14 protein-coding genes and 1 pseudogene are annotated in these 15,578 nt (G+C 50.9%); 2 read left to right on the plus strand and 13 right to left on the minus strand.

Features of this window, described 5'->3' with window-relative positions; all coding sequences use genetic code 11:
• Positions 1-214 precede the first annotated feature (214 nt).
• The gene (locus tag FYJ84_RS02960) at positions 215-691 is read left to right on the plus strand and encodes a type 2 periplasmic-binding domain-containing protein (RefSeq protein ID WP_154406009.1); all 477 of its coding nucleotides are present in this window, start codon (positions 215-217) and stop codon (positions 689-691) included.
• Between the two features lie 402 nt (positions 692-1,093).
• On the opposite strand, the gene FYJ84_RS02965 is transcribed toward FYJ84_RS02960, so the two are convergent.
• The 13 genes and pseudogenes from FYJ84_RS02965 to recO form a co-directional block, all read right to left on the minus strand.
• The gene (locus FYJ84_RS02965; RefSeq protein WP_154406011.1) at positions 1,094-2,545 is read right to left on the minus strand and encodes a glycoside hydrolase family 32 protein; all 1,452 of its coding nucleotides are present in this window, start codon (positions 2,543-2,545) and stop codon (positions 1,094-1,096) included.
• 107 nt (positions 2,546-2,652) lie between these two features.
• Positions 2,653-4,503, minus strand: a complete 1,851-nt coding sequence (locus tag FYJ84_RS02970) for a glucose PTS transporter subunit IIA (RefSeq protein WP_154406013.1) — start codon at positions 4,501-4,503, stop codon at positions 2,653-2,655.
• Between the two features lie 181 nt (positions 4,504-4,684).
• Positions 4,685-5,419, minus strand: coding sequence for a response regulator transcription factor (locus FYJ84_RS02975; protein WP_154406015.1), 735 nt, complete (start codon positions 5,417-5,419; stop codon positions 4,685-4,687).
• Between the two features lie 92 nt (positions 5,420-5,511).
• Positions 5,512-6,882 (minus strand): sensor histidine kinase, encoded by a 1,371-nt coding sequence (locus tag FYJ84_RS02980; protein WP_154406017.1) that lies wholly within the window; start codon positions 6,880-6,882, stop codon positions 5,512-5,514.
• A gap of 169 nt (positions 6,883-7,051) precedes the next feature.
• Complete coding sequence (locus FYJ84_RS14435) at positions 7,052-7,201, minus strand: hypothetical protein (protein WP_205764071.1); 150 nt, start codon at positions 7,199-7,201, stop codon at positions 7,052-7,054.
• 103 nt (positions 7,202-7,304) lie between these two features.
• The gene (locus FYJ84_RS02990; protein ID WP_154406019.1) at positions 7,305-7,898 is read right to left on the minus strand and encodes a TetR/AcrR family transcriptional regulator; all 594 of its coding nucleotides are present in this window, start codon (positions 7,896-7,898) and stop codon (positions 7,305-7,307) included.
• A 70-nt stretch (positions 7,899-7,968) separates the two neighbouring features.
• Positions 7,969-8,844 carry an aldose 1-epimerase family protein gene (locus tag FYJ84_RS02995; RefSeq protein ID WP_154406021.1) on the minus strand — a complete coding sequence of 292 codons (876 nt, stop codon included), beginning with the start codon at positions 8,842-8,844 and terminating at the stop codon, positions 7,969-7,971.
• A gap of 134 nt (positions 8,845-8,978) precedes the next feature.
• Positions 8,979-9,314 carry a PqqD family protein gene (locus tag FYJ84_RS03000; protein WP_154406023.1) on the minus strand — a complete coding sequence of 112 codons (336 nt, stop codon included), beginning with the start codon at positions 9,312-9,314 and terminating at the stop codon, positions 8,979-8,981.
• 6 nt (positions 9,315-9,320) lie between these two features.
• A complete protein-coding gene (locus tag FYJ84_RS03005) occupies positions 9,321-11,186 on the minus strand; it encodes an OPT family oligopeptide transporter (protein WP_154406025.1) in 1,866 nt (621 codons plus the stop codon).
• Positions 11,187-11,207: 21 nt separating this feature from the next.
• Entirely contained in the window at positions 11,208-12,107 is a 900-nt protein-coding gene (gene era / locus FYJ84_RS03010) for a GTPase Era (RefSeq protein WP_328596316.1), read from the minus strand.
• A gap of 105 nt (positions 12,108-12,212) precedes the next feature.
• A pseudogene (gene ybeY / locus FYJ84_RS14440) lies at positions 12,213-12,689 on the minus strand (rRNA maturation RNase YbeY); the annotation flags it as partial.
• 14 nt (positions 12,690-12,703) lie between these two features.
• Positions 12,704-13,678, minus strand: a complete 975-nt coding sequence (locus tag FYJ84_RS03015; protein WP_205764072.1) for a PhoH family protein — start codon at positions 13,676-13,678, stop codon at positions 12,704-12,706.
• 97 nt (positions 13,679-13,775) lie between these two features.
• Positions 13,776-14,531: a DNA repair protein RecO gene (gene recO / locus FYJ84_RS03020; protein ID WP_154406029.1), complete on the minus strand. Its 756-nt coding sequence runs from the start codon at positions 14,529-14,531 to the stop codon at positions 13,776-13,778.
• A gap of 171 nt (positions 14,532-14,702) precedes the next feature.
• On the opposite strand from recO, the gene FYJ84_RS03025 reads away from it, so the two are divergent.
• A complete protein-coding gene (locus FYJ84_RS03025; RefSeq protein WP_154406031.1) occupies positions 14,703-15,533 on the plus strand; it encodes a deoxyribonuclease IV in 831 nt (276 codons plus the stop codon).
• The last annotated feature ends 45 nt before the right edge of the window (positions 15,534-15,578 follow it).

Raw genomic sequence — 15,578 nt, forward strand, 5'->3', positions numbered from 1 at the left:
ATTAGTTGTGAAATTTTATTCATTGTTTTATCGAAAACAACCCTTTTATTGTGTTTTCATTCTCCATAACAGATTACATAACAGCAGCCAGCCAGATATACTGAAAAAATGTCATGATATTTGCAATTTCTTCGGTTGCGATAGCAAAAATTTGTTTTTTTCCTTTTTTATCTGCTACAATAGTATAAAATTAGAAATTTGGCAGGTGGTACATATGCAAAAAAAGCTTGTTTTACTGCTATGCGTTTTTTCTCTGTTACTGGCGGCAGTATACTATATCCCACGAGGTTACCAGCAGACCATTGTTATCGGCATGTATGCTGAATGCCCACTTGAAGCAGCTGAAGAAATAGCTGTCTTTCGTGCCGAGCATCCAAACGCCAGCCTGAGGATAACAAACGACATAACTAAAGCCGATTATAATGAATGGCTGGCACGAGTTTTTCTCACTGGTAGCGAGCCTGACATATTCGTGATTCCCCCTGAAGATTTTGAAAAATACATCCAGCTGGGAGCATTGCAGGATTTAAGCCCCCTCATGGACACACATGACCTTGGCACAGATGCTGCAAAGACATCTTTTTATGCGCTGACGGTAAATACGTCGCAGGGAGATATCCTTATGGGCATCAGCTCCCGGGCAAAATATCCACGGCTGACCTTTGAGCTTTTAAAAACCCTCCCAAAATAAAATAAATTTCATTTTATCGTAGTGCTGGTTTGTTACTTCGTGCATATACTGAATGAAATAGTTTGATAGTTCGTGGACTCTGTTCAGACATTTAAAAGGGACAGGTAGCGGCAGTACCCATAGAAAACTCGCTCTCGCTCTTAGCACAGCCTCGCGCTTCTAAGCTCCTGCATCGCTTACGCTCGCACTTGCTAAGAAGCGAGGCTGCACTCAAGGTTTTCTTTGGGTACATGCCGCACCTGTCCCTCTTTGTGTCTGAACAGATATGCACATAGTTATCAACTATACTCTGCTGTACGCTACCAAGGTAATCAATCTGACTTTACGAAAAAGCTGAAAAGGGGGAGCCGGGAGGCTGACGAAACTTGCTACTGCCGACCGCTGTATAAACTGAAATTTAAGCTACAATTTATAAGAGGAAAGCTCCCAGATGCTTCCTTCTATCTTGCTCAGACTAGAATCACCTTGTACTATAAGCTGCGGTGCCGTTTCCGTCTCCGGAAAAATCAGCATTGAAGCCGCCTCTCTCCCATCCTGAAAAAATACTTCCACAGCTGATTTATCCACCAAAAGCTGAAAATTCAGTACATTCCCTGCTGACAGCATGAAGCTGCGCACACCTCGTGCCCCCAGCTTCATGCCATTGCGGTCAATAGTCATAACCTGCCGCAGCCTGTCATAACAAAACATCAATCTTTCTTCTCCATAAACCAGCATCAGCTTCACATGCTCTGCTGCCCCCATTTGAATAGTCAGCTTTGCCTCGCACAGCTCAGGCAACAAGGACTGATATTCGTAAGCACTAATTGCCATCACCTGTTGTTCGCTTTTCTGCTTGCGCAATGCCAAAAGCTCCGCCACCGGCTGCTGATAAATCACGCCATCCTGCAAAGTCAGCTCCCGTGGCACAGTCAGGCTATAAAGCCAGCCATCTTCCGCAGAAGGATAAAATGCCTCCTCCTCCGGCATCCCCATCCAGCCAAGCATGATGTGACGTCCATCCGCCTCCAATACCTGAGGCGCATAAAAATCAAAACCCCTGTCCAGCTCACAAAACGCCCCATGCTCCATCACCATACTGTCAAGATTCAGCCTGCCTGATACATAGCCGCTCTGATAACGATTCTGATAGGCATAAGCCTCTGCCGTCAGCCCCTGAGGGCAAAACATCAGCACATCACCATCAGCGAACTGCAAAAGGTTAGGGCATTCCCACATATAGCCAAAATCAGGATACATGGTCTTTATTTCTCCCATAAATTCCCAATTGCCGCCATTATCGGCAGCCATTTCCCCATATACTACCGCCCTGCCCTGCAAAGCCTCATTCTGAGCCCCCAGCACAAAATACCGCCTGCCATCACGCACAAAAACGTATGGATCACGAAAATGAGCCGTATAGCCTGCCGCCTCCCCCGGCACGATGATTTCATCCTTGCGGACGGTTCCATCAGCCAGCAAAGTGCCCAGCCGCTGGGCAGGAGTGCGCACACCTGCCTCATCCTTGGCATTGCAGGTATAGAGCACCCTGACACAGCCTTCTTCCTCAAAGCCGCAGCCTGAGTAGCAGCCATCCTTATCATGGGCATCTGTCGGCTGCATGGCAAGCCGCGGACGGCTATAATGTACAAAATCCTCAGTTTTTGTATATGCCCAGCATTTATTTTTGTGCTCACACCCCAGGGGATTCCATTGAAAGAAAATATGATACTGACCATTGGCAAAAACCAGCCCGTTAGGATCGTTAATCAGCCCGAAAGGCATCTCCAAGTGAAAGCCGTTATGCCACCTGCCGGACAACGGATATCCCTGCTGCAGCTTTTCCTCAATCTGATTTTTATCTATACACCTCATGCCAATACACCCTTCCTGCCATATCCAGCAAATCATCTTACATAACTAACAAAATTATCTTCTGCTATCAGAAAAGGCGGTATGAATATCACACCGCCCGTTTTCAATTATTCCTCCGGCGTAAACATCATAAAAGTCAGTCCGAAGGCAATGCCGAAACCTGTCAGATTCACCATCAGGTAAGGCAGCAGATTGTCAAGATAGAGAAGCGTTCCCGGCAGCACCGTAATGCCCATGCCGGTACCGGCCAGATGCATAAAGCTGGCAAGACCACCGGCAAAAGCGCCACCCACCAAAGCATAGAGGAAAGGCTTCATAAAGCGCAAGTTGATGCCGAAAATCGCCGGCTCTGTAATCCCCAAAAAGGCAGGAATAACAGAAGAAATGTACAAAGCACGTTTCTTGACATCCTTAGTCTTCACAGCAACAGCTACTGCAGCACCGCCCTGCGCCACAATAGCACCGGTAATAATAGCGTTAAAGGCATCCCTGCCGGTAGCCGCCAAAAGCTGTACCTCCAGGGCATTAAACACATGATGCACGCCGCTGACCACAATAACCTGATGCACGCCGCCCACAATAAAGCCGCCAATGCCGAAAGGCATCTCAAGGAAAGCACGAACTGCCCCGAACACAGCTGCCTCAACAGTGTGCATAATAGGGCCAACCACCAGAAGTCCCAGCAGCATGGAAACCAGCAGCGTAACGAAAGGAGTAACAATCAAATCCACCACATCAGGCACGAACTTCTTGCAGAATTTCTGCATATTGGCAGCAAAAATTCCCAGCACCAGGGCAGGCAGCACAGAGCCCTGATAGCCAACTACGGGAACATTGATGCCCAGCACATCCATCATAATAGGCTGTGCCTCGCCCCCGGCGATGGCATAGGCATTTGGCAGCTGCGGTGCCACCAGCATCAATCCCAGCACAATGCCGATAACAGGCGTACCGCCGAATTTCTTCATGGTAGACCAGCACACCAGGGCAGGCAGAAAAGCAAACGCCGTATCCGTCAAAATCTGGCTCATGCGCAGAAAATTCTCGCTGAACTCCATGCCAAGGCTCAAGGTCATGCCCCGAAGCCCCATAAAGAGTCCTGTTGCCACCAGCACAGGAATAATCGGCACAAACACATCACCAAAAGTACGGGAGATTTTCTGAGCCACAGTCATCTCGTCATAGGCTGCTTCCTTATTGCTGCCGCCAGCCAATGAAGTATTCTGATGCACTAAAGCGTCATATGCCTTATCCACAAAGCCGGTTCCCAGGATAATCTGATACTGGGCTGCCGCAAAAAACTGCCCTTTGACACCGTCAATAGCCTCAATCGCCTTTTCATCAATCTTGGACTTGTCATGCAAAATCAGGCGCAGGCGCGTAGCGCAATGCTCCGCAGAACGAATATTGGCCATGCCGCCCACACACTCTGCAATCCTGGCGGCAACCCTTTCCTCACGGCTCTCCATCTTGTTATCCCCCATTCTCGCTGCCGATTTATCATTTTCTCCGGCTGACTCATTAACAGAACTCACCTTGCTGCCCTGCAGCTCCAAAGTAATTTTGCCAAACTCATCCGCATTGGCAACTACCACAGGCGTAGTCGTATCATAGCCCTCATGCCTGATACCTGCCGCATCAAACTCCAGCAGCAAATCGCCCTTTTTCACCTTGTCACCTGCCTGAACATGAGCGGTAAAATACTTCCCCTTCAAATTTACGGTATCAAGCCCCACATGAATCAGCAATTCAATCCCATCATCAGAAAGCAAGCCGATGGCATGCTTCGTGTCAAAAACAGATGTTATCTCGCCATCAAAAGGAGCTGTCACCCTGCCTGCCGGATTCTTCACGGCACCGCCGCGCCCCATAATCCCCCCGGAAAACACAGGGTCATTGACCTCCTGCAAGGCAATCAGCTCTCCCTGCAAAGGGCTGTCCAGCCTGATGTCCTTCATGTTAAAACCTCCCCAATACTTTGTAAATGCTTCTCCAAGACTTCTCAAGATTCTTATTTACAGGTATTATTTTACGGATTTTGGGGAGGTATTTAATCTGATTTTTATCATTAATTTTTGCCGTATTTTGCATGACAAATGTCATTTTTCCATCTCACGGGCTGAACACAGCCGTGAGCAATTATTCTAGAGGCTGCTGTGCCATGCCTGTCTGCACTGCCCAGATCGCCATCTGGGTCCTGTCCCGCAGTGCCAGCTTGCCCAGGGCAATGCTTAGGCTGTTCCGCACCGTTCCTTCGGAAAAGTTCAGCTTTTCCGCAATTTCCCTGTTTGACATGCCATGCCCCACCAGCCGCACAATGTTCCGCTCCGTCCTGGTGAGCTCCTTTACCCCGCACATGTCAACCTGAATGGAAAATCCCCTTTGCCGTTCCTCCTGCTCCGCCGTGCTGACAGGCTCACCGCCCCAGCCTTCAATAATCCTGTTGGTGGCCGTTATCTGGCTGAACAGCTTCACCACCTTGGTCACAATGTCCGTATTCAGCATGGCACCGCCCTCTGCCACCTTGCGGATGGCTGCTGACAGCTCCGGCACGGAAATCCCTTTCAGCAGATAGCCGCTGGCACCATATTTCAGCCCGTTCATCACATACTCATCATCATCAAAAGTAGTAAGGATAATAATCTTCGTAGCAGGATATTTTTTCTTTACCGCCTTGGTTGCCTGCACACCATCCATCTTGGGCATCCGCACATCCATGAGGATTACATCCGCCGCCTGTTCTTCCAAAAGCTCCAAAAGCTCCGCACCATTCTGCGCCACGCCTACAACCTGCATATCCTCGTTGATATCCAGCACAATCTGCAAGCTTTCCCGGATAAGCTCCTGGTCATCTGCTATCATCACCCTTATCATGCCATTCCCATCCCTTCCAACTCACAATCTTTTTTAGCCACCGGGCAAACATCTTCTGAAAGATGACATTGCCTTCCAAATTACAGTCAAAGTTATCCCTGCATATTCCGGGGCAGATTTACTTCAAGCACAAAGCCCTTCTCGCCCCAGTATGCCAAAGTGCCGCCCAGAAGCTCCACCCGCTCTGCCATGTGATGAAGGCCGAAGCCCTTCTTGATCTCAGGACAGCCCACACCATTATCCGAAATGATAATATTCAGCATATCCCCGGCTCCTGCCATAAATATCTTCACCCGGCTGGCATGGCCGTGACGGCTGGCATTGGTCAGGCTTTCCTGCACAATACGATAGAGCACATCAGTCTGATCCTGCCTGAGATTTTCCGGGAAGCTGTCAAATTGCAGCTCCACCTTTACACCGCTGGCATCCGAAAAATCTTCCACCAGCTTCCGCAGAGCATCCCTGAAAACCAGCTTTTCCAAATCATCCGGCCTCAGCATGTGCATGCTGCGCCTGACATCCGTAATGCCCCGCTGAGCAGCCGCCTTGATTTTCGCCAGCTGCTTTTTTGTAACCTCCGGGGCATAATCCACCGTCACCATGCAGGCATCCAGCCCCGCTACGATGCCTGTCAGGGCATGTCCCAGTGTATCGTGAATTTCCCTTGCCAAGCGGTTGCGCTCCTTGATTTCCGTCAGGCTGGCGATAGTCATAGCATACTCGCGCAATTTTTTATTTGCCAGATTCAATTCAGTATTTGACTCATTCAACCTGTTGTTGCTTTCATTAAGCATTTCATTGGTCATAATCATGCGGTAATTCAAATCTGCAATCTCAGCATTTTCCTTGCTCTTATCCTGCAGCAGCACTACCATGTACACAACGAAGAACATGATATTGCCGTAACCGGCAAAATTCCTGACTGCCAGCAAAATCCCCTGCACCTCGGAGCTGTAATAAGCCAGATAAACATCAAAGGAAATAATATCCATCTTCAGCATGGAAGCACTATAAACAATGACACCATAAACCACCAGCATCAGAAGCAGCATGATTTTCAGCTGCTTCTCCCCCTGATAGCAATACATAAAATCCGCCAGCAGCAAAAGCACCACGCCATCATAAAAAAGGCTGGTGCTGTGCAGGAGAAAGATACATGCCGCTACTTCTACAAAAAACACGCAATAACGAAACAGCTGGGGAAGCCGCCGCACATTGCTATAGATATAGCCGCAGCAGGCAACCACCGTAAAAGAACAGACAGCTCCCAGTAGCATTTCCTCTGCCGGCATGGGCAGCTGTGAAACCCTGTAGAGAAAATCCCTTGCCACCATCCCGGCACTTATCTTCTGCTGGGTTACCCCCATGAAAAGTGCCAACAGCAAAATGACAGCCCCATTGTAGGCTGTCATCATCACATGCACCCTGTCCGCACGCCCCTTCACAAAATCACGCACCAACATCAACACCACCTGCCAATGCCCTGATAAATAACCGCAAAAATTCGTTAATGATATTATAACATCAGCAGTTTTTCCCTTCCACTAAAATATAAATTTCAGTTTGTCGTAGTGGTTATTCGTTACTTCGTGCATATACTGATGATGTAGTTTGATATTTCGTGGATTCTGTTCAGACATTATAAAAGGACAGGTAGAAGCCGCGCCAGCCATCCTCACGCTCCAGCACATTACCCGGAACCTGCTCAGTCAGGCAGACCAAGGAGTTTTCCTCTCCCGTCCTGCCAATCAGCCATCTATATTCCTCTATCAAGCTTCCCATGCCTGTACATTATTCTGTATTTATACATGCATGTACTCGCTTGCATAACAGGTATTTTTTTCGGTACTGCCAAAAGACAGTACCGAAATGCCAGCCACTTAACTTATTTTTCTATTCCCGGCAGCCCTCGGATAAACATATCCACGCTGCTCTTAATATACGCCTGCTGCTCCACCCCGGACAGCTTGTCCCCGAAGGAAGCCTTTAAAAAGACATAGCCAAAGGCAGCGGAGAAAAAAGCCAGCACCCTTGCCTCAAGCACTTCCCTGCCAAAGCCCGGCAGCCTGCCCAGCTCCTGCATTTTTTGCAGATAATCCGTCAGGGCTGATATAAAAGCCTCCGGCACCTTCATGATAAAGGGAGCAGTTTCCTCATACAGCTGCGGTGCCCTGAGGCCGATGGAGAGATTGACAAAATCCGTTGTCATCCTTGCCATGTATGCTTCCATGAACATCTCCAGGTCCTGCTGCAGCTCCCATTTAACATCAGCAAACAGCTCCGGCGTAATATTGGCACGCCATGCCGCCTGGCTGACGCCTGCCAGCACTATATCCTTCTTGCTGCCAAACTTGCGGAACAAAGTACATTCATTTACCCCTGCCACCTGGGCAATTTCCTTCGTAGTCGTGGCCGTATAGCCTTTTTCCCGCACCAGCCTCATGGCTGCCTCCACGATTTTCCTGCTGGTATCCTCCAAAGCCCCACCTCCATGCAAGTGAACACTTTCATACTAGCAAAATTCCGCCCTTATGTCAACACATACCGGCTCACCCTTCAATCACGATGCTGTATTCAGCCTCAAAGCTTTTGCCTGCTGCCAGGCTGATGATGCCTTCCTTTTCGCTGATTTCTCCCTCAAAATCATCATAATCAGCATGGCCATGCCATGGCTCCAGGCAGATAAAAGGCGCACCGCCCTGGCTAGGGGACCAGATGCCCCAATAAGGAAAACCTGCTGCCCTGATGCCCACAGCCTTGCTGGTTTTGGCGGAACGCACCATGATGGTATCAGAGCGCAGATCATCCACAATGCGGGCATCCTCCCTGAACAGATCATAATTCAGTGGCAAAGTCCTGCCCTGCAAAAAATCCTGCTTGGTATGCTTCAGCAGGCAGCCCGGTGCCAAATCGTAGGCACCGCTTGCCTCCTCCCGTGGAAAATCCAGATAGCAGTCCTCGAACCGCCCCTCACCGCCAATTGGGCAGCGCAGAGCCGGATGGGCACCGATGGAAAAATACATTTCCTTCTCATCAGCATTGATGACCTTCCAATGGACAGCTACAGATTTCCCCTCCAGCCGATAGGTAATTTCCAGCCGGAACTTAAACGGATACACCTTCAAAGTTTCCTCATCATAGTCAAGAGCCATGGTAATGCTGTTTTCCGTCTGCCCTGCCAGCTTATACTCGGAAATCCTGCCGATGCCGTGGCTGGGAATCTCATACTCCTGTCCCTGATACCTGTATTTATTGTTCTTTACCCTGCCCACAATTGGGAACAGCACCGGGGAGCTGTACTGCCAATACTCAGGATTGCCATCCCACAAATACTGGGTTCCATCCTGCCTGTCCAGCACCTCTCTCAGCTCGCCGCCATGCTCGCGGACCTTTATCCGCAAAAATTCATTTTCCAAAGTATACATAAAAAACACCCCTTATAAAACATGACACCAGAGGGAAATCCCCTCTTTTCCCATTGTATGCCAATCCCATGCAAAATGCAAATCAGGCTGTACCAGAGATATTTTTCTCCGGCACAGCCTGATTGCTTTATGAATTATTTTCTGATGATGAGCTGATGCTGCTCCATGATATTGAAAAACTGTCCCAGCCTTTGCAGGAGAGGCTCTGCCTCCTGCCCGAACTTTTCCTTGACAGCCTCGGAAATAGACAGCACATCATCCTTCTGCCCCAGCTGAAGCCAGACCAGGCTGCCAATAGCATCCAGCTTGATATAGCTGATGGCAGGGCGGTTGAAAACCTTTTGCACCAAGCGGTTGAAAAACCCCTTGTTTTCCACGGTCAGCTCCACCAGCCCTTCCTCATCCTGACGCCAGCTGATGGCAGGATTCCTTGCATAGGCAAGGTCAAAAATATTTTTAGGTTTCAGCATGGAAAATTACGCCTTCCTGCCCTTTAAGATATACGCCACAAAAATGGCTATCAGCAGGGCAAAGGCAGCCACGCCGCCGGCATTGTCCAGATACAGCACATCAGACATATCGGCATTGACATTGAGAACCGCCATCAGTGCCAGCAAGATACCAAGTATGCCCTCACCGGCAATCATGCCGGAAGCAAAAAGAGTGCCATTTTCAACGCAGTCATCTTCAGCAGCCTGCTTGCGGCTGTCAAAATACTTGCGGATAATGCCGCCTATCCACATTGGCAGGCTCATGTGAATAGGCAAATACATGCCTATGGCCACTGCCAGGACAGGAATTTGCAAAATTTCCATAGCGATAGCCACTGCTACCCCCATGCCAATCAAGCACCAAGGCAGATTGGCCGACATAACGCCTTCCACTACCATCTTCATCAGCATAGCCTGAGGGGCAGCCAGCTCCTGGGAGCCAAAGCCCCATGCCGCATCCAGCAGGTACAGGATGCCGCCCACAGACAAAGCGGCAGCGGCAACGCCTGCCACCTCGCCCAGCTGCTGCTTGAAAGGTGTTGCCCCCAGAATATAGCCTGTCTTGAGGTCCTGAGAGGTATCTGCTGCCATAGCTGCAATAATCGCTACCAAAGAACCTACTGTAACAGCTGCCACCATGCCCGGCTGGCCTGTATTGCCTGCCAGGATAAAGGCAAAGGTGGTAAAGAGCATTGCCGCAATAGTCATGCCGGACACAGGGTTGTTAGAAGAACCAACTACACCTACAATCCGTGAAGACACAGTAGCAAAGAAGAAGCCGAAGATAACTACCAGAAATGCCCCCAGCACGCCCAGAGGAATAATTGGCAGCAGGCCAATCAGCAGCACCATGAGAATGACGCCGCCAATAATCACCGTCATAGGCAAATCCTTGTTGGTGCGCACAGCAGCTCCGGAAGAGCCGCCAATAGTGGCAAGAGACTGGCGGAAGGTAGTTACCAGCATCGGCATGGTCTTGATGAGGCCGATAATGCCTCCGGCAGCCAGCGCACCGGCTCCAATATAGCGGACGTAGCTGGACCAGATCCCCCAGGTCCCCAGCTCGCTGATAGGCGCCTTGCCCGGAAACAGCACTGCATCACCGCCAAACATCACAATACACGGCATAAGGCAGAACCAGCTCAGGACAGCACCGGACAAGAGCAGGCTGGAAACCCTGTAGCCGCAGATGTAACCCACGCCCAGCAGTGCCGGCAGGACATCACAGCCGATCCCTGCTCCCTTGAACTTATCCAAAGACCAGTCAACCTCACTTGGAAAAATCTTCAAGCCGTCTGCAATAAATTTGTATACTGCCGCAAAGCCCAGCCCGGCAAAAATCTTGCCTGCCTTGGAGGAATGTCCCTCGCCTGCCAGCAGAATATCCGCACAGGCAGTACCCTCCGGATAGGGCAGCACGCCATGCTCCTTGACAATCAGAGCCTGGCGCAAAGGCACCATAAACAAGATGCCAAGAATACCGCCAATGAAGGCAATAACCGTAATTTCCAGTATAGGCGGCGGCTCAGTGCCCCATTCCTTCGCCCACATAAACAAGACCGGCAGCGTAAAAATACACCCGGCAGCCAGGGATTCACCAGCTGAACCAATGGTCTGCACCATATTGTTCTCCAAAATCGAATCCCTGCGCATCAGCACGCGGATAACCGCCATCGAAATAACTGCTGCCGGTATGGAGGCTGAAATGGTCATACCCACACGCAAGCCTAAATACGCATTGGCCCCGCCAAACAGCACAGCCAGCAGCACGCCTACAATAACCGCTGTAACAGTCAGCTCCAAAGGCTTCTTGTCAGCCGCAATATAGGGCTTAAATTTTTCTGTTGACATATAGATTCTCCTTTATATAAATTAATCCTGAAAGCCGAAATCCTTCAGGATATTATCCCGGTTGCGCCAGTCCTTCTTGACCTTTACCCACAGGTCAAGGAAAACCTTGCACCCCAGCAGCATCTGGATATCGGCACGGGCCTGGGCACCGATTTCCTTCAAAAGTGCCCCCCGCTTGCCGATGACGATGCCCTTCTGGGAATCCCGCTCCACATAGATAGTGGCACGGACATACATATCACCATTGTCCCTTGGCTTCATCTCCTCAATATCCACCGCAATGGCGTGAGGAATTTCCTCCCTGGTCTGCAAAAGGGCCTTTTCCCTGATCAGCTCCGCCACAATCAGCCTTTCCGGCTGGTCCGTCACCATATCCTCAGGATAATACTGAGGCCCCTTGGGCAGATGCTTCTTGATCTCCGCCAAAAGGCCGTCCAGGTTGTTTTCCTCCTTGGCAGAAATCGGCACTGTAGCCGCAAAGTTATACCTGCCATTGTAGCCGGTAATAATCGGCAGCAGCTGCTCCTTGTCCTCCAGCAAATCCAGCTTGTTGATGGCAAGTATTACCGGCCTCTCAGTGGCCTGCAGCCTCTCAAGGATATACTGCTCCCCGGGGCCGAATTTCTCAGTGGCATCCACCACGAAGATAATGGCATCCACTTCCTTGAGGGTTCCCTCGGCAGCACGCACCATGTACTCACCCAGCTTGTGCTTCGGCTTGTGAATGCCCGGCGTATCAAGAAATACCATCTGGGCATCCTGCTGGGTAAGCACGCACATAATACGGGTACGGGTAGTCTGTGGCTTGTCGGACATAATGGCAATCTTCTGCCCGATGAGGCTGTTAATCAGGGTTGACTTGCCCACGTTGGGACGGCCAATCACTGCCACAAAGCCGGATTTGTGCGTCTTGGGATCAATCTGCAGCTTCGGCTCTGACGGCAATTCTGCCAGCTTTATCTCCTTGCCCTTGCTCCTGGTCACCTGGGCTTCCTGAGCCAGCGGCAGAACCATGCCCTTGCCATCCCGGGAAATCCCCAGCTTTCCCATGATGTACCGCTGTTCCTCCTCCATCTCCATGCGTTCTTCTTCTTCCATGTGGTCATACCCAAGAAGATGCAGCATGCCATGCACGGTCAAAAAGGACAGCTCCCTTTCCATGCTGTGGCCGTATTCCTGTGCCTGCGCCCAGGCACGCTCCAGGGAGATAATAATATCCCCCAGCACCTCCGTCTCCGGCCCATCCTCGATTTCCGGCTCCTCGCTGTCCACAAAGGCAAAGGACAGCACATCTGTAGGCCTGTCCAGTCCCCGGTATTCCCGGTTAAGACTATGTATATGCTCGTCATTAGTCAGGGTTACGCTGACCTCGCTGTTTTCCACATCATACAAAGGGCCGGTAATCTCCACCGCCCGCCTGACAATATTTTCCAGTTCCTCCAGGCTGCCCATCGCCTCAGGCAGCTGCAAATCTTCAGGCTCACGCCCGATAATAATCTCCATTAAAATCTCCTTTATCAAAATTTTTGCAATTTCTTTTCATAGGCAGCATAAGCTTCCACAATCCTCGTTACCACATCATGGCGGATAACATCCATCGGCTCCATGCGGACGATGCCGATGCCCTTTACCCCGTCAAGAATCTTGGCCGCCTCCACCAGGCCGGAGGTAACACCCCTGGGCAGGTCAATCTGCCCCGGGTCACCAGTGACCACCATCCGGGAGCCAAAGCCCAATCTAGTCAGGAACATCTTCATCTGCTTATCCGTGGTATTCTGGGCCTCATCCAGTATGACAAAGGCATTTTCCAGCGTCCTGCCACGCATATAGGCAAGGGGAGCCACCTCTATCACGCCCTTCAGCATCAGTTTCTGAAACACATCCTGCCCCAGGATATCCTGCAGGGCATCGTACAAGGGGCGCAGATAGGGGTCAACCTTCTCCTGCAAATCCCCCGGCAAAAAGCCCAGCTTCTCACCGGCCTCCACTGCCGGACGGGTAAGAATCAGCTTCTCCACCTCCCGGTTCCTGAGAGCCGCACATGCCAGCACCACTGCCAGATAGGTCTTGCCTGTACCGGCAGGCCCCACACCGAAGGTAATAAAATTGTGCTTGATGGTATCCACATATATCCTCTGTCCCAGAGTCTTGGGACGGACATGGCGCCCCCGGGAGGTAACCAGGATGGTATCACTGAAAAGATTGTGCAGTGCCTCCCCCTTGCCTCCCTTCATCAGCCCCACGCTGTACCGTACCTCATGCATGGTGATGGCAGTTCCCTGCCGGTAGAGATATTGCAGCTCACGCATAATCTTCGCCGCCTGCTCCACCTCACCGGCCTCGCCGCTGATGGAGATGCTTTCTCCCCGGCTGACGAACCTGGCATCAAAATTGTCCATCAATACCCGTACAAACTCGTCACGTTCCCCAAGAAGTGCCTGAGCCTCCTGCCTGTCCTGAAATTCAATAATTTCCTCTGCTGCCTTTTGCAATAACGCACCCTCGTTTCTCTCAAACTGCTACAAAAATCAATTGCTAAATCAAATACTATATTAATACTATATCAATCACTAAATCAATTGCCATCCCTCAGCCAATCTGCCTGATAAACTCCAGGGATTTCAATGGCTTTTCAAAGATGTGACGGAGATACCCCAGCAGCAGTGCCTCCGCTGCCACCAGCGTCCTGCCGCTGACCGTGAAGGAAGGCTTGCTGTGCCAGTCCAGCTCCAGAAGCTGCAAGATAAATTCCCTGACCTCACCGCTATAGGCAAGCACGCCATATTCCCCCAGCTCACGCCTCCTGCTGCCTGCACAATCCCTGCACAGGGCACCGCCCAGGTCAAAGGCAAAGCCCCCGTCCCCTTCCAGCTCCCGGTTACATTCGGCACAATACTGATAGCTCATCTGCATGCCGGAATACTCCAAAAGCTGATAGGCCGCAGCCAGTGCCGCCACCCGGGGATTGCGCCTGCCAAAAGCCTCAAAAATCTCCTGCAGGCGGCTGTACATATCCTGCTGGGGAAAATTCTCAATAGCCAGGCGGCTGGCAGTCTCCGCCACAAATGAGCCATAGGCCATCGCCGCAAAATCCGTGCTCATGATGCGGTAGGCACGCAGCAGGGAACAGCTCCTGATGGTATCAAGCCTGTCACCTTCCCTGACCTGCACCTCCACCTGATTGAACATCTGCAGGGAGCCTGCCAGCGCACTTTTGGGCCTACGGCAGCCAAAGGCTGCGGCCTTGATGCGTCCCCTTTCCGGGGACAGCAGGGTTATTATCTTGTCCGCCTCACCCCAGTTTTTTATGCCAATGATGAGAGCCTCTGTCGTATACTGTGCCATTGCCGCTCACTCTGCCCACCAATCTATTAACGAAATTACAGCCAGCTTAAAGATAGCCATACATGGTATATTTTACATCAAACAGGCAAAAAAACAAAATATTTTTTGATTTTTCCCCGGGCCATAGGCAGGCATCCGAATATATGCTATGATATTTCCGAGGTGAGCTTTATGCTGAATATTGGTAATCATGTCTCCTCCTCCAAAGGCTATCTGGCCATGGGCAAGGAGGAAATTTCGCTGGGTGGCAATGTTTTCGCCTTCTTTACCCGCAATCCCAGGGGTGGCAAGGCAAAGGACATCAATCCCGAGGATGTTGCCGCCTTTCTCAAGTACAAGGAAGAAAAGCAGATTGGCAGGCTGGTGGCCCATGCCCCCTATACCCTGAATCCCTGCGCCGCCAAGGATGACCTGCGGGAGTTTGCGGCCTCCGTTATGGCAGACGATTTGAAGCGGCTGGAGTACACCCCCGGCAACTACTACAACTTTCATCCCGGCTCCCATGTAGGACAGGGTTCAGAAAAAGGAATCGAGCTGATTGCCGGGCTCCTCAATCAGGTGCTGCAGCCGGAGCAGACCACTACCGTACTGCTGGAAACCATGTCCGGCAAGGGCACGGAGGTTGGCCGCAGCTTTCAGGAGCTCAAATCCATCATCGACCGCACGGAGCTGGACAGCCATCTGGGAGTCTGCCTTGATACCTGCCACGTCTACAGTGCAGGCTACGATATTGTCAATGACCTGGACGGGGTGCTGGCGGAATTTGACCGCATCATCGGACTGGACCGCCTCAAGGCGATACATCTAAATGACAGCCTGACTCCTTTCAATTCCCACAAGGACCGCCACGCCAAAATCGGCGAAGGCAGCCTGGGACTGGACGCCATCGTCCGGGTTATCAACCATCCCCTGCTGCGGGATTTGCCATTTATCCTGGAAACGCCAAACGATAACGACGGCTACCGCCAGGAAATCGCCCTGCTCAGGTCACAGTATCTGTAACCCATTGGCAGGGCTTCATAAAATATGCAGCATAACGGAAAAAGG

The organism is Anaerovibrio slackiae (assembly GCF_009695585.1).
Lineage (GTDB): Bacteria > Bacillota > Negativicutes > Selenomonadales > Selenomonadaceae > Anaerovibrio > Anaerovibrio slackiae.

Excerpts from the sequence above, each read along its gene's own strand:
- FYJ84_RS14435 (WP_205764071.1), bottom strand. The coding sequence starts at position 7,201 with ATGGGAAGCTTGATAGAGGAATATAGATGGCTGATTGGCAGGACGGGA.
- FYJ84_RS03000 (WP_154406023.1), bottom strand. The coding sequence starts at position 9,314 with ATGCTGAAACCTAAAAATATTTTTGACCTTGCCTATGCAAGGAATCCT.
- recO (WP_154406029.1), bottom strand. The coding sequence starts at position 14,531 with ATGGCACAGTATACGACAGAGGCTCTCATCATTGGCATAAAAAACTGG.
- FYJ84_RS02960 (WP_154406009.1), top strand. The coding sequence starts at position 215 with ATGCAAAAAAAGCTTGTTTTACTGCTATGCGTTTTTTCTCTGTTACTG.
- FYJ84_RS03025 (WP_154406031.1), top strand. The coding sequence starts at position 14,703 with ATGCTGAATATTGGTAATCATGTCTCCTCCTCCAAAGGCTATCTGGCC.
- FYJ84_RS02965 (WP_154406011.1), bottom strand. The coding sequence starts at position 2,545 with ATGAGGTGTATAGATAAAAATCAGATTGAGGAAAAGCTGCAGCAGGGA.
- FYJ84_RS02975 (WP_154406015.1), bottom strand. The coding sequence starts at position 5,419 with ATGATAAGGGTGATGATAGCAGATGACCAGGAGCTTATCCGGGAAAGC.
- FYJ84_RS02970 (WP_154406013.1), bottom strand. The coding sequence starts at position 4,503 with ATGAAGGACATCAGGCTGGACAGCCCTTTGCAGGGAGAGCTGATTGCC.
- FYJ84_RS02980 (WP_154406017.1), bottom strand. The coding sequence starts at position 6,882 with ATGTTGGTGCGTGATTTTGTGAAGGGGCGTGCGGACAGGGTGCATGTG.
- FYJ84_RS02995 (WP_154406021.1), bottom strand. The coding sequence starts at position 8,844 with ATGTATACTTTGGAAAATGAATTTTTGCGGATAAAGGTCCGCGAGCAT.
- FYJ84_RS03005 (WP_154406025.1), bottom strand. The coding sequence starts at position 11,186 with ATGTCAACAGAAAAATTTAAGCCCTATATTGCGGCTGACAAGAAGCCT.